The organism is Streptomyces sp. NPDC003247 (assembly GCF_042888135.1).
GTDB lineage: Bacteria > Actinomycetota > Actinomycetes > Streptomycetales > Streptomycetaceae > Streptomyces.
Genome location: NZ_JBIAPF010000007.1, coordinates 205179 through 220372, shown reverse-complemented (window position 1 = coordinate 220372; position 15194 = coordinate 205179). Strand labels below are relative to the sequence as shown.

The 15194-nt window shown below is 68.1% G+C and carries 14 protein-coding genes; 7 read left to right on the top strand and 7 right to left on the bottom strand.

The genetic code is table 11. The features are described from left to right. Window positions 1-241: 241 nt before the first annotated feature. Window positions 242-1708, top strand: a complete 1467-nt coding sequence (locus tag ACFYWQ_RS24485) for a CCA tRNA nucleotidyltransferase (RefSeq protein WP_389518992.1) — start codon at window positions 242-244, stop codon at window positions 1706-1708. A 128-nt stretch (window positions 1709-1836) separates the two neighbouring features. On the opposite strand, the gene ACFYWQ_RS24480 is transcribed toward ACFYWQ_RS24485, so the two are convergent. The 4 genes from ACFYWQ_RS24480 to ACFYWQ_RS24465 form a co-directional block, all read right to left on the bottom strand. Then, window positions 1837-2328 carry a hypothetical protein gene (locus tag ACFYWQ_RS24480; protein ID WP_389518991.1) on the bottom strand — a complete coding sequence of 164 codons (492 nt, stop codon included), beginning with the start codon at window positions 2326-2328 and terminating at the stop codon, window positions 1837-1839. A 122-nt stretch (window positions 2329-2450) separates the two neighbouring features. Continuing rightward, window positions 2451-3713, bottom strand: a complete 1263-nt coding sequence (locus tag ACFYWQ_RS24475) for an MFS transporter (RefSeq protein ID WP_389518990.1) — start codon at window positions 3711-3713, stop codon at window positions 2451-2453. 90 nt (window positions 3714-3803) lie between these two features. Beyond that, window positions 3804-4886: an inositol-3-phosphate synthase gene (locus tag ACFYWQ_RS24470; protein ID WP_389518989.1), complete on the bottom strand. Its 1083-nt coding sequence runs from the start codon at window positions 4884-4886 to the stop codon at window positions 3804-3806. 44 nt (window positions 4887-4930) lie between these two features. Then, window positions 4931-5614: a helix-turn-helix transcriptional regulator gene (locus ACFYWQ_RS24465; RefSeq protein WP_389518988.1), complete on the bottom strand. Its 684-nt coding sequence runs from the start codon at window positions 5612-5614 to the stop codon at window positions 4931-4933. A gap of 384 nt (window positions 5615-5998) precedes the next feature. On the opposite strand from ACFYWQ_RS24465, the gene ACFYWQ_RS24460 reads away from it, so the two are divergent. Next, entirely contained in the window at window positions 5999-8650 is a 2652-nt protein-coding gene (locus tag ACFYWQ_RS24460) for a transglycosylase domain-containing protein (protein ID WP_389518987.1), read from the top strand. A 131-nt stretch (window positions 8651-8781) separates the two neighbouring features. Beyond that, window positions 8782-10281, top strand: a complete 1500-nt coding sequence (locus tag ACFYWQ_RS24455; protein WP_389518986.1) for a glycosyltransferase family 87 protein — start codon at window positions 8782-8784, stop codon at window positions 10279-10281. A gap of 78 nt (window positions 10282-10359) precedes the next feature. Here the strand turns inward: ACFYWQ_RS24455 and ACFYWQ_RS24450 are convergent, their stop codons facing one another. From ACFYWQ_RS24450 to ACFYWQ_RS24440, 3 genes are all read right to left on the bottom strand, one after another. After that, complete coding sequence (locus ACFYWQ_RS24450) at window positions 10360-11391, bottom strand: alanine racemase (protein ID WP_389518985.1); 1032 nt, start codon at window positions 11389-11391, stop codon at window positions 10360-10362. A 120-nt stretch (window positions 11392-11511) separates the two neighbouring features. Further along, window positions 11512-12633: a peptidoglycan bridge formation glycyltransferase FemX gene (gene femX / locus ACFYWQ_RS24445; RefSeq protein ID WP_389518984.1), complete on the bottom strand. Its 1122-nt coding sequence runs from the start codon at window positions 12631-12633 to the stop codon at window positions 11512-11514. Window positions 12634-12844: 211 nt separating this feature from the next. Then, the gene (locus ACFYWQ_RS24440; RefSeq protein ID WP_389518983.1) at window positions 12845-13156 is read right to left on the bottom strand and encodes a hypothetical protein; all 312 of its coding nucleotides are present in this window, start codon (window positions 13154-13156) and stop codon (window positions 12845-12847) included. A 287-nt stretch (window positions 13157-13443) separates the two neighbouring features. Between ACFYWQ_RS24440 and rpsF the strand changes: the two genes are divergently transcribed. From rpsF to rplI, 4 genes are all read left to right on the top strand, one after another. Next, a complete protein-coding gene (gene rpsF / locus ACFYWQ_RS24435; protein WP_015034882.1) occupies window positions 13444-13734 on the top strand; it encodes a 30S ribosomal protein S6 in 291 nt (96 codons plus the stop codon). A gap of 79 nt (window positions 13735-13813) precedes the next feature. Next, window positions 13814-14389 (top strand): single-stranded DNA-binding protein, encoded by a 576-nt coding sequence (locus ACFYWQ_RS24430; RefSeq protein ID WP_389518982.1) that lies wholly within the window; start codon window positions 13814-13816, stop codon window positions 14387-14389. An 87-nt stretch (window positions 14390-14476) separates the two neighbouring features. Beyond that, window positions 14477-14713: a 30S ribosomal protein S18 gene (rpsR, locus tag ACFYWQ_RS24425; protein ID WP_003949403.1), complete on the top strand. Its 237-nt coding sequence runs from the start codon at window positions 14477-14479 to the stop codon at window positions 14711-14713. Window positions 14714-14731: 18 nt separating this feature from the next. Further along, entirely contained in the window at window positions 14732-15178 is a 447-nt protein-coding gene (gene rplI, locus ACFYWQ_RS24420; protein WP_389518981.1) for a 50S ribosomal protein L9, read from the top strand. Window positions 15179-15194: the final 16 nt, after the last annotated feature.

Below are 15194 nucleotides of genomic sequence, written 5' to 3'. Positions count from 1 at the left end.
CTCGTCGTCGTCAGTGGTCGTCGGAAAGTGCGTCCACGCATGGTAACGATGCGCGCCGAGGGTAAGTGCCGCGGACCGCTCCACAAGATCGGCGGAGGTGGACCGGGCACCCTCTATGTGCACGTATAAAGAGGAGCGGTCGACTACGTCACGATCGCAAGTCTTGGGCGGCTATCGGGTGAGGTGTCCCCGCTGTCATCGGGGCGCCCATGGCACGCCGAGGCACGTACCCTCTTCTGTTGTGCCGAACGCCAACGAAGACAACCTCAGTGCCCTGACCCAGGTGCAGCACCGCGCGGTGAGTGAGCTGCTGCGGGTCGCTCCCGTCGCCGACGACCTCGCCCGCCGTTTCCAGGAAGCCGGGTTCTCACTCGCCCTGGTCGGCGGCTCGGTCCGGGACGCGCTGCTCGGCCGGCTCGGCAACGACCTCGACTTCACGACGGACGCCCGCCCCGAGGACGTTCTGAAGATCGTCCGCCCGTGGGCGGACGCCGTGTGGGAGGTCGGGATCGCCTTCGGCACCGTCGGTGTGCAGAAGGACGCCCGCGTCGGTGACGCGGACCGTCGCTTCCAGATCGAGGTCACCACCTATCGGTCGGAGGCCTACGACCGGACGTCCCGCAAGCCCGAAGTGTCCTACGGCGACTCCATCGAGCAGGATCTCGTCCGACGCGACTTCACCGTGAACGCGATGGCCGTGGCGCTCCCGGAGAAGAAGTTCATCGACCCGCACGGCGGCCTGGAGGACCTCGCGGCCCGTGTGCTGCGTACGCCCGGCACGCCGGAGGAGTCCTTCTCCGACGATCCGCTGCGGATGATGCGGGCCGCCCGTTTCGCCGCCCAGCTCGACTTCGAGGTCGCCCCGGAGGTCGTGACGGCGATGACGGAGATGGCCGGCCGCCTGGACATCGTCTCCGCCGAGCGCATCCGGGACGAGCTGAACAAGCTGGTCCTCTCCGCGTATCCGCGCAAGGGACTGAGGCTGCTCGTGGAGACGGGGCTCGCCGAGCACGTCCTGCCGGAGCTGCCCGCGCTGCGGCTGGAGAGCGATGAGCACCACCGGCACAAGGACGTCTACGAGCACACGCTGATCGTTCTGGAGCAGGCGATGGCGCTGGAGGAGGAGGGTCCCGACCTCGCGCTGCGTCTGGCCGCGCTGCTGCACGACATCGGCAAGCCGCGCACCCGTCGCTTCGAGAAGGACGGCCGGGTCTCGTTCCACCACCACGAGGTGGTCGGCGCGAAGATGACCAAGAAGCGCATGACGGCCCTGAAGTACTCCAACGACCTGGTGAAGGACGTCTCCCGGCTGGTCGAACTCCACCTCCGCTTCCACGGGTACGGCACCGGCGAGTGGACCGACTCCGCCGTCCGCCGTTATGTGCGGGACGCGGGTCCGCTGCTCGAACGTCTCCACAAGCTGACCCGCTCGGACTGCACCACGCGGAACAAGCGCAAGGCGGCCGCGCTCTCACGTGCGTACGACGGGCTGGAGGAGCGCATCGCCCAGCTGAAGGATCAGGAGGAACTCGACGCGATCCGTCCGGACCTCGACGGGAACCAGATCATGGAGATCCTCGGCGTCGGTCCCGGCCCTGCCGTCGGCAAGGCCTACAAGTACCTGCTCGAACTGCGCCTGGAGAACGGTCCGCAGGAGTACGACGCGGCGGTGGCGGCACTCAAGGAGTGGTGGGCTGAGCAGAGCTGACACCGTGAAACGGGGTCATGTTTCACGTGAAACATGACCCCGCATCCGAGCCGCGGACGGTCGGCGCATACGCCGAGGGGCGATGTTTCACGTGAAACATCGCCCCTCGGCGTATGGGTGCGCTACGACTACGCGACTTCCTTGAGGCAGAGGACGACGTTGTGGCCGCTGCCCACCTGGTAGTAGGAGATCGTGGCCTCTTCGACGGTCTCGCACTTGGTGTCGTCGCTGGTGTCGTCGAACTTCTCGACGACCTCGAACTCGGCGTCGCCCGACGAGCAGTCGACCTCGTTGAGGTCCGGGCTGGTCTCCGTGCCGTCGTTGTGCATGCAGGACCCCACCGAGGTGGTCTCGGCGTCCGTCCGGTCGGCCCACCAGCCGATGCCGAACTTCACGCCCAGGCCGAGTATGACGACCACGATGACGCCCAGGACGCGCAGTACCTTCTTGCCGCCGCCCCGGCCTGCCGGCGCGGGCGGCGGGGGCACAGGGGCGCCCTGGTTCGGGAACGGCGCGTACGGCTGCTGCGGCGGGACTCCCGGCTGGCCGGGCTGCTGCCCCGCGGGTCCGGTGGGCGTCTGGGCGTACGGGTTCTGGCCCTGGGGCGGCGGAGTGGTCATCTGGGGGTCCCCCTAGAACATGCATGCGCGTGGCGCGTGGCGCGAAATAAGACTCCCGTAAAGTACAGGCCGCCACTGACAACCTTGTAGCCCAGGAGCCGGCTGTGGCATTTATGTGACACTTACCGGACTGGGAATCGGGACATACCTACGGCAACTCCCCCGTAGATGAGGGCGACCACGACGACCAGGGCCACCGATCGGCCGTCCGGCGGGAGCATCAGGGCGGCCAGTGCCGCCGCGCCGACGAAGGCGACGTTGAAGAGCACGTCGTAGACGGAGAAGATCCGGCCGCGGAACCCGTCATCGACCGACGACTGCACGATCGTGTCCGTGGCGATCTTCGCGCCCTGGGTGGCCAGCCCCAGCACGAACGTCGCGACCAGCAGCGGAACCGTGGCGAAGGGGAGGCCGAGAGCCGGCTCCAGGACCGCGGCGGCCCCCGCGCAGACGACGATCCAGCGGGCCGGCCCGAGCCGTCCCGCCGCTGAAGGCGTCACGACGGCCGCGGTGAAGAACCCGGCGCCGGAGACGCCCAGCGCCACTCCCAGCAGGGCGAGGCCGTCCTCGGTGTCGGACGTCAGGGCGTACCGGCACAGCATCAGCAGCATGACCAGCAGGGCGCCGTAGCAGAACCGCATCAGGGTCATCGCGCCCAGCGCCCGGGCGGCTGCCCTGCGGGGCGGCTCGGCGAGATGCCGTACGCCCGCCACCAGATCGCGCGAGGTCCCGGCGAGCGCCGTCGCGAGCCGGGGCTGGACGAGCGCGCGGTCGGGCCCCAGCAGCTCACGCCCGATGCGCAGCGCCGCCAGCGCCCCGCACAGGTACAGCGCGGCGGCCAGCAGGACGACGACGGCGTCAGAGTCCGCGCCCGACAGCCGTACGACGAAGGCGAGGCCGCCGCCCGCCGTCGCGGCCAGTGTCCCGGCCGTCGGGGAGAGGGAGTTGGCCAGCACGAGACGCTCGGCGTCGACCACACGCGGCAGGGCGGCGGACAGGCCTGCGAGGACGAAGCGGTTGACCGCCGTGACGCACAGCGCGGAGACGTAGAAGAGCCAGTCCGGGACCTGGCTGACCATCAGGACGGCGGTCATCGACGCCAGAACGGCGCGCAGGAGGTTTCCGTGCACGAAGACCTGGCGGCGGCGCCAGCGGTCCAGCAGGACGCCGGCGAAGGGTCCGACCAGCGAGTAGGGCAGCAGCAGCACCGCCATCGCGGAGGCGATCGCGGTGGCCGAGGTCTGTTTCTCCGGGGAGAAGACGACGTACGTGGCGAGCGCGACCTGGTAGACGCCGTCGGCGCACTGCGAGAGCAGCCGTACGGCGAGCAGGCGCCGGAAGGTGCCCCAGCGCAGCAGGACGCGCAGATCACGGACGACGGCCATGGGGCACAGCCTCACATACGGAGAGGGCCCCCGGGTCATGTGACCCGGAGACCCTCTTCAGCCCTGGCAGGAGCGACTCAGCGACGAGCTCTAGCGCTCGACCTCACCCGCGATGAACTTCTCGACGTTCTGGCGGGCCTCGTCGTCGAAGTACTGGACCGGCGGGGACTTCATGAAGTAGCTGGAGGCCGACAGGATCGGGCCGCCGATGCCGCGGTCCTTGGCGATCTTCGCGGCGCGCAGCGCGTCGATGATGACACCCGCGGAGTTCGGGGAGTCCCAGACCTCGAGCTTGTACTCCAGGTTCAGCGGGACGTCACCGAAGGCACGGCCCTCGAGACGGACGTACGCCCACTTGCGGTCGTCGAGCCAGGCGACGTAGTCGGACGGACCGATGTGGACGTTCTTCTCGCCGAGCTCCCGGTCGGGGATCTGCGAGGTGACGGCCTGCGTCTTGGAGATCTTCTTGGACTCCAGGCGCTCGCGCTCGAGCATGTTCTTGAAGTCCATGTTGCCGCCGACGTTCAGCTGCATCGTGCGGTCCAGGACGACACCGCGGTCCTCGAACAGCTTCGCCATGACGCGGTGCGTGATGGTGGCGCCGACCTGGGACTTGATGTCGTCACCGACGATCGGGACGCCCGCCTCGGTGAACTTGTCCGCCCACTCCTTGGTGCCGGCGATGAAGACCGGGAGGGCGTTGACGAAGGCGACCTTGGCGTCGATGGCGGCCTGGGCGTAGAACTTCGCCGCGTCCTCGGAGCCGACGGGCAGGTAGCAGACGAGGACGTCGACCTGCTTGTCCTTGAGGACCTGGACGACGTCGACCGGCTCCTCGGCGGACTCCTCGATGGTCTGGCGGTAGTACTTGCCGAGACCGTCGAGGGTGTGGCCGCGCTGGACCGTGACACCGGTGGTGGGCACGTCGCAGATCTTGATGGTGTTGTTCTCGGACGCGCCGATGGCGTCCGAGAGGTCCAGGCCGACCTTCTTCGCGTCCACGTCGAACGCGGCGACGAACTCGACGTCACGGACGTGGTAGTCGCCGAACTGGACGTGCATCAGGCCCGGGACCTTGGACGCCGGGTCGGCGTCCTTGTAGTACTCCACGCCCTGCACCAGCGATGCGGCGCAGTTTCCCACGCCGACGATGGCTACGCGAACCGAACCCATTCCGGTTGCTCCCTGTGTGTACGAGTGAGGCCCTGAGTGGGCGCTCACGTGGCGGTGTCGTCGGGCGTATCCGTCCCGGGGATCTTCCCGGGACGGGGCAGGCCGCCCGTCGCTCCAGATGTGGTGTCCTGCTGAGCGGTCTCCCCGGAGACGGAACCCCTCAGGTCCCGTCCGGCCCGCTCGCTCTCGATGAGCTCGTTCAGCCAGCGCACTTCGCGCTCCACGGACTCCATTCCGTGGCGCTGGAGCTCGAGCGTGTAGTCGTCGAGGCGCTCCCGGGTGCGCGCCAGGGAGGCGCGCATCTTCTCCAGACGCTCCTCCAGGCGGCTGCGGCGGCCCTCCAGCACGCGCATGCGCACATCGCGGGACGTCTGCCCGAAGAACGCGAAGCGAGCGGCGAAGGTCTCGTCCTCGTACGCGTCCGGGCCCGTCTGCGAGAGGAGCTCCTCGAAGTGCTCCTTACCTTCCGCCGTCAACCGGTAGACGATCTTGGCGCGGCGGCCCGTGAGGGGAGCCGTGAGGGCGTCCTCCGGGGTGTTCCCCGCCTCCTCGATCAACCAGCCGTTGGCGACCAGCGTCTTGAGGCAGGGGTAGAGCGTCCCGTAGCTGAACGCGCGGAACACACCCAGCGACGTATTGAGTCGTTTGCGCAGCTCATAGCCGTGCATCGGGGACTCACGGAGCAGACCGAGGACGGCGAACTCGAGGATGCCGGACCGCCGGCTCATACGTCGCCTCCTCTCTGCCGCCACCCGTGACGACGGGTGCCCGATGCCTTTATGTCGCGCTGATGTATCGACTCGATACATCACGACGATAGAACGGCCTTCCGGAAGCGACAAGAGGGGGGATGGTGAACGGGATCACATCAGTGATTCATCGGAGGAGAGTTGCCCCATTTGATGCGAACCTCGGCCCTAGGCGGGTTTTGACGGTGCGTAGTCTGTGCGCCATGCACACCACCGGGACTCACGTGACGCCGGGGGGCGTCGATGTCCCCGGTGCCGTACGGGTGAATGCGCGACCGACCGCATCCGTACTTCGGGGGGACAGGAATCCAGCCGCCGTTTCCAGGCGCGCGCGGGTGCGCCTGCCCGAGGAGTAATCGTTCGATGAGCGAGCACCGTCGCAAACCGCCGCAGCCGCAGGGAGGCGGACGTGCCGCGGCCCGACGCGGCCAGTCCGGCCCGTCCTCCGGCCGCCGTGCGGCACCGCGAGGCGCCACCGGGTCTCCGTCCGACTCGTACGAGTCGGATGCCTACGGCTCGGGAGGTGAGGAGCGGTCGTACGGTGGCCGCGCCGAGGCCCGGCGCGCGGCACAGAGAGGCACCGGCCGCCGAGGAGGGCCGCCCGGACCACCGGGCCGCGGCCGCGCCGCGCCCGGGAAGAAGCGCCTGATCGACTATCCGCGCGCCGGCAAGGACGGCTGGCAGCGCTGGATGCCGTCCTGGAAGCTCGTCGCCGGCCTGTTCATCGGCTTCGTCGGCAGCCTGGTGGCCGTGGCCGGCATCGGGTACGCCATGGTGGGCATTCCGAAGGTCGACGAGACGGCGACGGCGGAGAACAACGTCTACTACTGGAAGGACGGCAGCCAGATGGTTGCCACCGGTGGGGAGACGAACCGCCAGATCATCGATCTCTCGCAGATCCCCGAAGCGATGCGCTGGGCGGTGATCTCGCAGGAGAACAAGACCTTCTACGACGACAACGGCATCGACCCCAAGGGCATCGCGCGCGCCGTCCTCAACATGGCCCGGGGCGGTCAGACACAGGGTGGTTCGACGATCACCCAGCAGTACGTCAAGAACGCCATGCTGAACGACCAGTCCCAGACGATCTCCCGCAAGTTCAAGGAGATCTTCGTGTCGATCAAGGTGGGAGCCGAGGTCGACAAGGACGAGATCATGGCCGGCTACCTGAACTCGGCGTACTACGGGCGCAACGCCTACGGGATCCAGGCCGCCGCCCGTGCGTACTTCGACAAGGACGCCATCAAGCTGAACGAGGGCGAGTGCGCCTTCCTGGCCGCCGTGCTGAAGGGCGCCACCTACTACGACCCCGCCGGCGCGGTGTCCATCGACTCGTCCGCGACGCCGCAGGCCAACAGCAAGCGGGCGTTGATCCAGATGCAGGACACGCTCGACAAGATGGTCGAGTACAAGCACCTCAGCTCCTCGGTGCGGGCCAAGTACACCAAGCTCCCCGACGTGAAGAACCCGCGCTCGAACACCCAGCTGAGCGGCCAGATCGGCTACCTCGTCGACCTCGCCAACAGCTACGTGGTGACCCACAGCGACGAGACGGGGATCACCCAGGACAAGCTCCAGCAGGGTGGCTTCTCGATCTACACGACCTTCGACAAGAAGAAGGTCAACGAGCTCACCGCGGCCGTCACCAAGGTCTACAAGGCCAAGATCGACCCCGAGAAGCGGCCGGACACCGACACGCACGTCCAGTTCGGCGGGGCGTCCGTGAACCCGGAGACCGGCGCCATCGAGGCGATCTACGGCGGTGAGGACGCGACCAAGCACTTCACCAACAACGCCGACCAGACGGGTGCCCAGGTGGGTTCGACGTTCAAGCCGTTCGTCCTCGCGGCCGCGATGACGTGGGGCGTACGCGACCCCGAGCTGGGCTCGTCGCAGGCCCAGGACGAGCGCACCATCGTCTCCCCCAAGAGCCTGTTCAGCGGACAGAACAAGCTCAAGATCAAGAACTATGACGGGACGGTCTGGAAGAACGAGGACGGTGAGGAGTGGCTGCAGACCAATGACGGCCAGGTCTCCTACGGCACCGCGCCCGACTACAAGATCGACCTGCGGGAGGCGATGCGCGAGTCGGTGAACTCCGCCTTCGTGCAGCTGGGCATGGACGTCGGCCTGGACAAGGTGAAGGACGCCGCCGTCAGCGCCGGCGTGAAGGAGAGCAGCCTCGCGGGCACCACCTTCCCGTCGTTCTCGATCGGTATCTCCGACCCGAGCGCGATCCGGATGGCGGGCGCCTACGCCACCTTCGCGGCCAGCGGCAAGCAGCGCGACCCCTACTCGGTCCAGAAGGTCACGAGCAAGGACGGCGTGATCTACACCCACAAGACCGAGACGGAGCAGGCGTTCACCTCGAAGGTCGCCGACAACGTCACGGACGTCCTCAAGACCGTGGTGGAGGAGGGCACCGGCACCAACGCCCAGCTGACCGGGCGTGAGGTGGCCGGCAAGACCGGTACCACCGACGGCAACAAGTCGGCCTGGTTCGTCGGCTACACCCCGCAGCTGTCGACCGCGATCACCATGTTCCGGTACGACGACGACGAGACGAACAAGGACCGCGAGTTCCTGGAGATGTTCGGAACGGGTGGCGAGGAGAAGATCCACGGTGCCTCGTTCCCGGCGCAGATCTGGCACGACTACATGGAGGAGGCCATGGACGGCCTCCCCGTGAAGAAGTTCCCGACCCCCGAGTCCATCGGAGAGGTCCTCAACGAGGACCCGGAGCCGTCTCCCAGCCCGTCGGTCACCGAGACCGAGGAGGAAGAGGAGAGCCCGTCTCCGTCGCCGACCCCCTCCGAGACAGAGCCCGAGCCGTCGCCGAGTCCGAGCGAGACGTGCACCACCTTCTTCGGCTGCGACGACTCCACAGGAGGCACGAGCAGCGAGGGTCAGGACGGTGGGACGGGTGAGACGAGTGCGTCACCGTCCGAATCGGAGAGTGAGGACAGCAGCAGAGGCAATCAGAACGGGCAAATCTTCGGAGGACCCGAGAGTTAGCCGCCCTGTCGTCCGAGTCGGGCGTTTCACGTGAAACATGCGCATGTTTCACGTGAAACGAGGGCCGTCCCACCGCACCAGGTGGGGCGGCCCTCGGCTTTTTCCTAGGTCCGTACGGCAGGATGTGGCGCATGCCCAGTGCAGAATCGACGCCAGCGCGCGTGCACGAGCCGGACCCGGTACGGCCGACCAGGGACGACGAGATCGCTGCGGCCGGCAGCGAGCTGATCGGCGGCCCTCTGGGGCGGCGAGCCCTGACCGGGACGTCATGGCTGACCCCCGTGCGGGTCGTCGCGCTCGTGGCGATCGGGATGTTCGCCCTAGGAATGGTCCAGAAGGCGCCCTGCTACAACGGTGCGTGGTTCTTCGGTGCCAGCTCCCAGTACACCCACGCCTGCTACTCGGACATCCCGCACCTCTACCAGGGACGCGGGTTCGCCGATGGGCTGGTGCCGTACTTCGACAAGCTCACCGGCGACATGGAGTACCTCGAATACCCCGTGCTGACCGGAGTGTTCATGGAGGTGGCCGGCTGGCTGACCCCGGGCAGCGGCAGCATCCAGGACCAGGAACAGTGGTACTGGATGGTCAACGCCGGGATGCTGATGGCGTGCGCGGCCGTCATCGCCGTCTGTGTGGCCCGTACGCACGGCCGACGGCCCTGGGACGGCCTGCTGGTCGCCCTGGCGCCCGCCTTCGCGCTGACCGCCACCATCAACTGGGACCTGCTGGCCGTCGCTCTGACGGCCGCGGCGATGCTGATGTGGTCGCGGGGCCGGGCACTGGCATTCGGCGTCCTGCTGGGGCTCGCCACGGCCGCCAAGCTCTATCCCGTCTTCCTCCTCGGCCCCCTGTTCGTGCTGTGCTGGCGGGCGGGGAAGTGGCGGCAGTTCGGCAGCGCCCTGGGGGGCGCGATCGTCGCCTGGCTGGTGGTGAACCTGCCGGTCATGCTCTTCGCCTTCGAGGGATGGTCGAAGTTCTACACGTTCAGCCAGGAGCGGGGGGTGGACTTCGGCTCGTTCTGGCTGATCCTCGCCCAGAACTCCAGCGACCCGCTCACCACGGACAGCGTCAACACCCTGGCGACGCTCCTGGTCCTGGTGTGCGCCCTGGGCATCGCCGGACTCGCGCTCACCGCTCCGCGTCGCCCCCGCTTCGCCCAGCTCGTGTTCCTGATGGTGGCCGCGTTCATCCTCACCAACAAGGTCTACTCGCCGCAGTACGTCCTGTGGCTGGTGCCGCTGGCGGCACTGGCCCGGCCGAAGTGGCGGGACTTCCTCATCTGGCAGGCCTGCGAGGTGGCGTACTTCCTGGGGATCTGGATGTACCTCGCGTACACGACCAGCGGAGAGGCGCACAAGGGCCTGCCCACCGACGGCTACCACTGGGCCATCGGCGTCCACCTGCTGGGGACGCTGTACCTGTGCGTCGTGGTCGTGCGGGACATCCTGATGCCCGAGCGGGACGTGGTGCGGCAGGCCGGGGACGACGATCCCTCGGGCGGTGTGCTGGACGGCGCGGACGACGTCTTCGCCCTCGGCGCGGCGGCCCGGGCGCACCGGCACGCGGCGTACTCCGACGGGCCGCAGGTGGAGTGGGGCAAGGGGAGCACGGCCGACGGTTCGCCCTGAGCGAACAGGGTGCCCCCGGCCCATGAGGAAGGCCGTACCCGGGAGCCCCGGGTACGGCCTTTCGCGTTGTTCAGGGGCTCAGCGGTCCATGATCCGGTCGAACTGCGTGGTGGTGTGCCGCAGATGGGCCACCAACTCGTCGCCGACCGTCGGCTCCGGGGCGTCCGCCGGGACGAAGAGGATGGACACCTGCATGTGCGGCGGCTCGGCGAACCAGCGCTGCTTGCCGCCCCAGACGAACGGCGAGAGGTTCCGGTTCACCGTCGCGAGGCCGGCTCGGGCGACGCCCTTGGCCCGCGGCATGACCCCGTGCAGGGCCTTCGGAGCCTCCAGACCCACCCCGTGCGACGTACCGCCCGCCACGACCACCAGGAAGCCGTCCGAGGCCGCCTTCTGCTGGCGGTAGCCGAAGCGGTCGCCCTTGGCGACGCGCGTGACGTCCAGGACGGCCCCGCGGTACTCGGTGGCCTCGTGGTCCCCCAGCCACAGCCGCGTGCCGATCCGGGCCCGGAAGCGCGTCTGGGGGAACTGCTGCTGCAGCCGGGCGAGTTCCTCGGCCTTGAGGTGGCTGACGAACATGGTGTGCAACGGGAGGCGGGCCGCACGCAGCCGGTCCATCCAGCCGATGACCTCCTCGACGGCGTCGGAGCCGTCGGTGCGGTCCAGGGGCAGGTGGATGGCGAAGCCCTCCAGCCGGACGTTCTCGATGGCGGAGTGCAGCTGGGGCAGGTCCTGCTCGCTGATGCCGTGCCGCTTCATCGAGGACATCACCTCGATCACCACGCGGGCGCCCACGAGCCCGTAGACGCCGTCGATCGACGACACCGAGCGCACGACCCGGTCGGGCAGCGGCACGGGCTCCTCGCCGCGTCGGTACGGCGTCAGCACCAGCAGGTCACCGCCGAAGAAGTCCTTGATGCGCGCGGCCTCGTACGTCGTGCCGACGGCGAGGATGTCCGAGCCCAGCCGGGTGGCCTCCTCCGCCAGCCGCTCGTGCCCGAAGCCGTAGCCGTTGCCCTTGCAGACCGGGACGAGCCCCGGGAACTGCTCCTGCACGTGCTTGTGGTGCGCCCGCCAGCGCGCGGTGTCGACGTAGAGGGTGAGCGCCATGGCCGGACCTGGAACCTTTCTCGTGGCTGCGGTGTGTCAGAGGTGGGGAAGCTGTGGGGCCCGACGGACACCGTGGAAGTGATCGGAGCCGTGGGAGCCGTCTGCGGGGAGAACGGGAGCTCAGCGGCGCGACATGTAGATGTCGAGCGCCTTGTGGAGCAGCTTGTTCAGCGGGAAGTCCCACTCGCCGAGGTACTCGGCGGCCTGCCCGCCCGTGCCGACCTTGAACTGGATCAGGCCGAACAGGTGGTCCGACTCGTCCAGCGAGTCGGAGATGCCGCGCAGGTCGTAGACGGTCGCGCCGAGCGCGTAGGCATCGCGCAGCATCCGCCACTGCATGGCGTTCGAGGGCCGGAACTCGCGGCCGATGTTGTCGGAGGCGCCGTAGGAGTACCACACGTGCCCGCCGACGATCAGCATCGTGGCCGCCGACAGGTTCACGCCGTTGTGGCGCGCGAAGTACAGCCGCATGCGGTTGGGGTCCTCGGTGTTGAGGGCCGTCCACATGCGCTGGAAGTACGACAGCGGGCGGGGCCGGAAGTGGTCGCGCACGGCTGTGATCTCGTACAGCCGCTGCCATTCCTCGAGGTCGTGGTAACCGCCCTGGACGACCTCGACGCCGGCCTTCTCCGCCTTCTTGATGTTGCGGCGCCACAGCTGGTTGAAGTTCTTGTGGACCTCTTCAAGGGAACGGTTCGCCAGCGGCACCTGGTAGACGTAGCGGGGCTGGACGTCGCCGAAGCCGGCGCCGCCGTCCTCGCCCTGCTGCCAGCCCATCCGGCGCAGCTTGTCGGCCACCTCGAAGGCGCGCGGCTCGATGAAGTCGGCCTCGATGTCACGCAGCCGCTTCACGTCCGGGTTCTGGATGCCCGCCTTGATGGACGTGGCCTCCCAGCGCCGGATGATCACTGGCGGGCCCATCTTCACGGAGAAGGCGCCCTGCTGCTTGAGGTGCGCGAGCATGGGTTCCAGCCACTCGGTCAGATTGGGCGCGTACCAGTTGATGACCGGACCCTCGGGCAGATAGGCGAGGTAGCGCTTGATCTTCGGCAGCTGGCGGTAGAGCACCAGACCGGCACCGACGAGCTCTCCGGTCCTGTCGTCGAACCAGCCGAGGCTCTCGGAGCGCCACTCGGCCTTGACGTCGGCCCAGGCCGGAACCTGCATGTGGCTCGCCGACGGCAGGCTCTGGATGTACGCCAGATGCTGCTCGCGGCTGATCGTCCTCAGGGTCAGGCTCATTCGGGGCGCTCCTCGGGCTGGTGTGTCCCCATGGGTACAGGGGCTCCGGCTCTCGCGCCGAAGCCTACTGCGCCGTACGAGCGGCGGGTCCGGGCGTACGGCAGCTTCGCCCCGGCCTCATGGGCGGTCGCGGCGGTCCGCACGGCGCGCAGGGGTCCTGCGCGCCGTGATCAAGGACGGTTGTACGCCGGTGCGGCCGGCGCCGGTCAGGTCACCACAGTCCGCCGAAGAGGCCGCCGTGCGCCATGCCGAGGAAGAAGCCGATGCCGGAGGCACCGAGGCCCAGGATCAGACCGAAGCGCTCACGGGTGGTCTCGGAGATCCACTGTCCGTAGGCGCCGGTGAAGAGCCCCACCAGACCGGTCCACGAGCTGATCAGATGGAGGTGGTCGAACATCGCCGTCACGAAGGAGGCCACTCCGAGCACCAGGGTCACCGCCATCAGGGCGTCCTGGACGGGGTGGGGCCGGTCGTCGGTGGCGAAGAGGGATCCGGCGGTGTTGGGTCGCAATGCCTGTGCCATGGGGCACCTCCTGCGGAAAAACGGCGCATCGTAGCGCCATACACACCCGATGTGTACAGATTGGCGGTCACCCCGGCCGGATTTCAACCGGAAGCCGCTGTGCAGGTAGTCTGTAGCGTCTGCACCGGTGTCTGCCCAGGCACAGCCAGGGACTCCGCCCAGCTTGCAGCGGGGACGTCGCAAGCCGACCCCGATTGTCAGTGGCGACCGATACCGTTGCGTACGCATCACAACCCTCCTGCCACGGAACGACCGTGGCCGCTGAGTCCAAAGGAGGTGGGTTCTACATGCGTCACTACGAGGTGATGGTCATCCTCGACCCCGATCTCGAGGAGCGCGCTGTCTCCCCGCTGATCGAGAACTTCCTCTCCGTCGTCCGTGAGGGCAACGGAAAGGTGGAGAAGGTCGACACCTGGGGCCGTCGTCGTCTCGCGTACGAGATCAAGAAGAAGCCCGAGGGCATCTACTCGGTCATCGACCTGCAGGCCGAGCCTGCGGTCGTCAAGGAGCTCGACCGCCAGCTGAACCTGAACGAGTCGGTCCTCCGGACCAAGGTCCTCCGTCCCGAGACCCACTGAGCTCTTCCGCTCAGCTGATCTCGGGATTCGAGTAGCAGCACAAGCAGCCAGCAGCAGCAAACCCGCCGAGAGGTTCCCCATGGCAGGCGAGACCGTCATCACGGTCATCGGCAATCTTGTCGACGACCCCGAGCTGCGCTTCACCCCCTCCGGTGCGGCGGTCGCGAAGTTCCGTGTCGCGTCCACTCCCCGCACCTTCGACCGCCAGACGAACGAGTGGAAGGACGGCGAGAGCCTTTTCCTCACCTGCTCGGTCTGGCGTCAGGCGGCGGAGAACGTCGCCGAGTCGCTCCAGCGAGGCATGCGCGTAGTCGTGCAGGGCCGGCTGAAGCAGCGGTCCTACGAGGACCGCGAGGGCGTCAAGCGCACGGTCTTCGAGCTGGACGTCGAGGAAGTCGGCCCCAGCCTGCGCAACGCCACGGCCAAGGTCACCAAGACCAGTGGCCGCGGTGGCCAGGGCGGTTACGGCGGCGGCGGTGGCGGCGGCCAGCAGGGCGGCGGCTGGGGCGGCGGCCCCGGTGGCGGCCAGCAGGGCGGCGGCGCTCCCGCCGACGACCCGTGGGCGACCGGCGCTCCCGCCGGTGGCGGCCAGGGCGGCTGGGGTGGAAACTCCGGCGGCAGCGGTGGCGGCTACTCGGACGAACCCCCCTTCTGAGCCCACGGGCCCGCGGTCAGCGGACCGGCCGGGCCCAGGTCGAAGGCGGGTCGTATCCCAACTTCTTGATCACACAGGAGAAACACCATGGCGAAGCCGCCTGTGCGCAAGCCGAAGAAGAAGGTCTGCGCTTTCTGCAAGGACAAGGTCACGTACGTGGACTACAAGGACACGAACATGCTGCGGAAGTTCATTTCCGACCGCGGCAAGATCCGTGCCCGTCGCGTGACCGGCAACTGCACGCAGCACCAGCGTGACGTCGCCACGGCCGTCAAGAACAGCCGTGAGATGGCGCTGCTGCCCTACACCTCCACCGCGCGCTAAGGGAAGGGTGACCGACACATGAAGATCATCCTCACCCACGAGGTCTCCGGCCTCGGTGCCGCGGGCGACGTCGTCGACGTCAAGGACGGTTACGCTCGCAACTACCTGATCCCGCGGAACTTCGCGATCCGCTGGACCAAGGGTGGCGAGAAGGACGTCGAGCAGATCCGTCGCGCTCGCAAGATCCACGAGATCCAGACCATCGAGCAGGCCAACCAGGTCAAGGCCCAGCTCGAGGGCGTGAAGGTCCGTCTGGCCGTCCGCTCCGGCGACGCCGGTCGTCTCTTCGGTTCCGTCACCCCGGCCGACGTCGCCTCGGCGATCAAGGCCGCCGGTGGTCCCGACGTCGACAAGCGCCGCATCGAGCTCGGTGCGCCGATCAAGACCCTGGGCGCCCACGAGACGTCCGTGCGTCTGCACCCCGAGGTTGCCGCCAAGGTCAACATCGAGGTCGTCGCGGCCTGATCGCCGTACTCGGCTT

Coding starts and splice junctions, on each gene's coding strand:
- ACFYWQ_RS24480 (WP_389518991.1), bottom strand. CDS start 2,328: ATGACCACTCCGCCGCCCCAGGGCCAGAACCCGTACGCCCAGACGCCC.
- ACFYWQ_RS24475 (WP_389518990.1), bottom strand. CDS start 3,713: ATGGCCGTCGTCCGTGATCTGCGCGTCCTGCTGCGCTGGGGCACCTTC.
- ACFYWQ_RS24470 (WP_389518989.1), bottom strand. CDS start 4,886: ATGGGTTCGGTTCGCGTAGCCATCGTCGGCGTGGGAAACTGCGCCGCA.
- ACFYWQ_RS24465 (WP_389518988.1), bottom strand. CDS start 5,614: ATGAGCCGGCGGTCCGGCATCCTCGAGTTCGCCGTCCTCGGTCTGCTC.
- ACFYWQ_RS24460 (WP_389518987.1), top strand. CDS start 5,999: ATGAGCGAGCACCGTCGCAAACCGCCGCAGCCGCAGGGAGGCGGACGT.
- ACFYWQ_RS24455 (WP_389518986.1), top strand. CDS start 8,782: ATGCCCAGTGCAGAATCGACGCCAGCGCGCGTGCACGAGCCGGACCCG.
- ACFYWQ_RS24450 (WP_389518985.1), bottom strand. CDS start 11,391: ATGGCGCTCACCCTCTACGTCGACACCGCGCGCTGGCGGGCGCACCAC.
- femX (WP_389518984.1), bottom strand. CDS start 12,633: ATGAGCCTGACCCTGAGGACGATCAGCCGCGAGCAGCATCTGGCGTAC.
- ACFYWQ_RS24440 (WP_389518983.1), bottom strand. CDS start 13,156: ATGGCACAGGCATTGCGACCCAACACCGCCGGATCCCTCTTCGCCACC.
- rpsF (WP_015034882.1), top strand. CDS start 13,444: ATGCGTCACTACGAGGTGATGGTCATCCTCGACCCCGATCTCGAGGAG.
- ACFYWQ_RS24430 (WP_389518982.1), top strand. CDS start 13,814: ATGGCAGGCGAGACCGTCATCACGGTCATCGGCAATCTTGTCGACGAC.
- rpsR (WP_003949403.1), top strand. CDS start 14,477: ATGGCGAAGCCGCCTGTGCGCAAGCCGAAGAAGAAGGTCTGCGCTTTC.
- rplI (WP_389518981.1), top strand. CDS start 14,732: ATGAAGATCATCCTCACCCACGAGGTCTCCGGCCTCGGTGCCGCGGGC.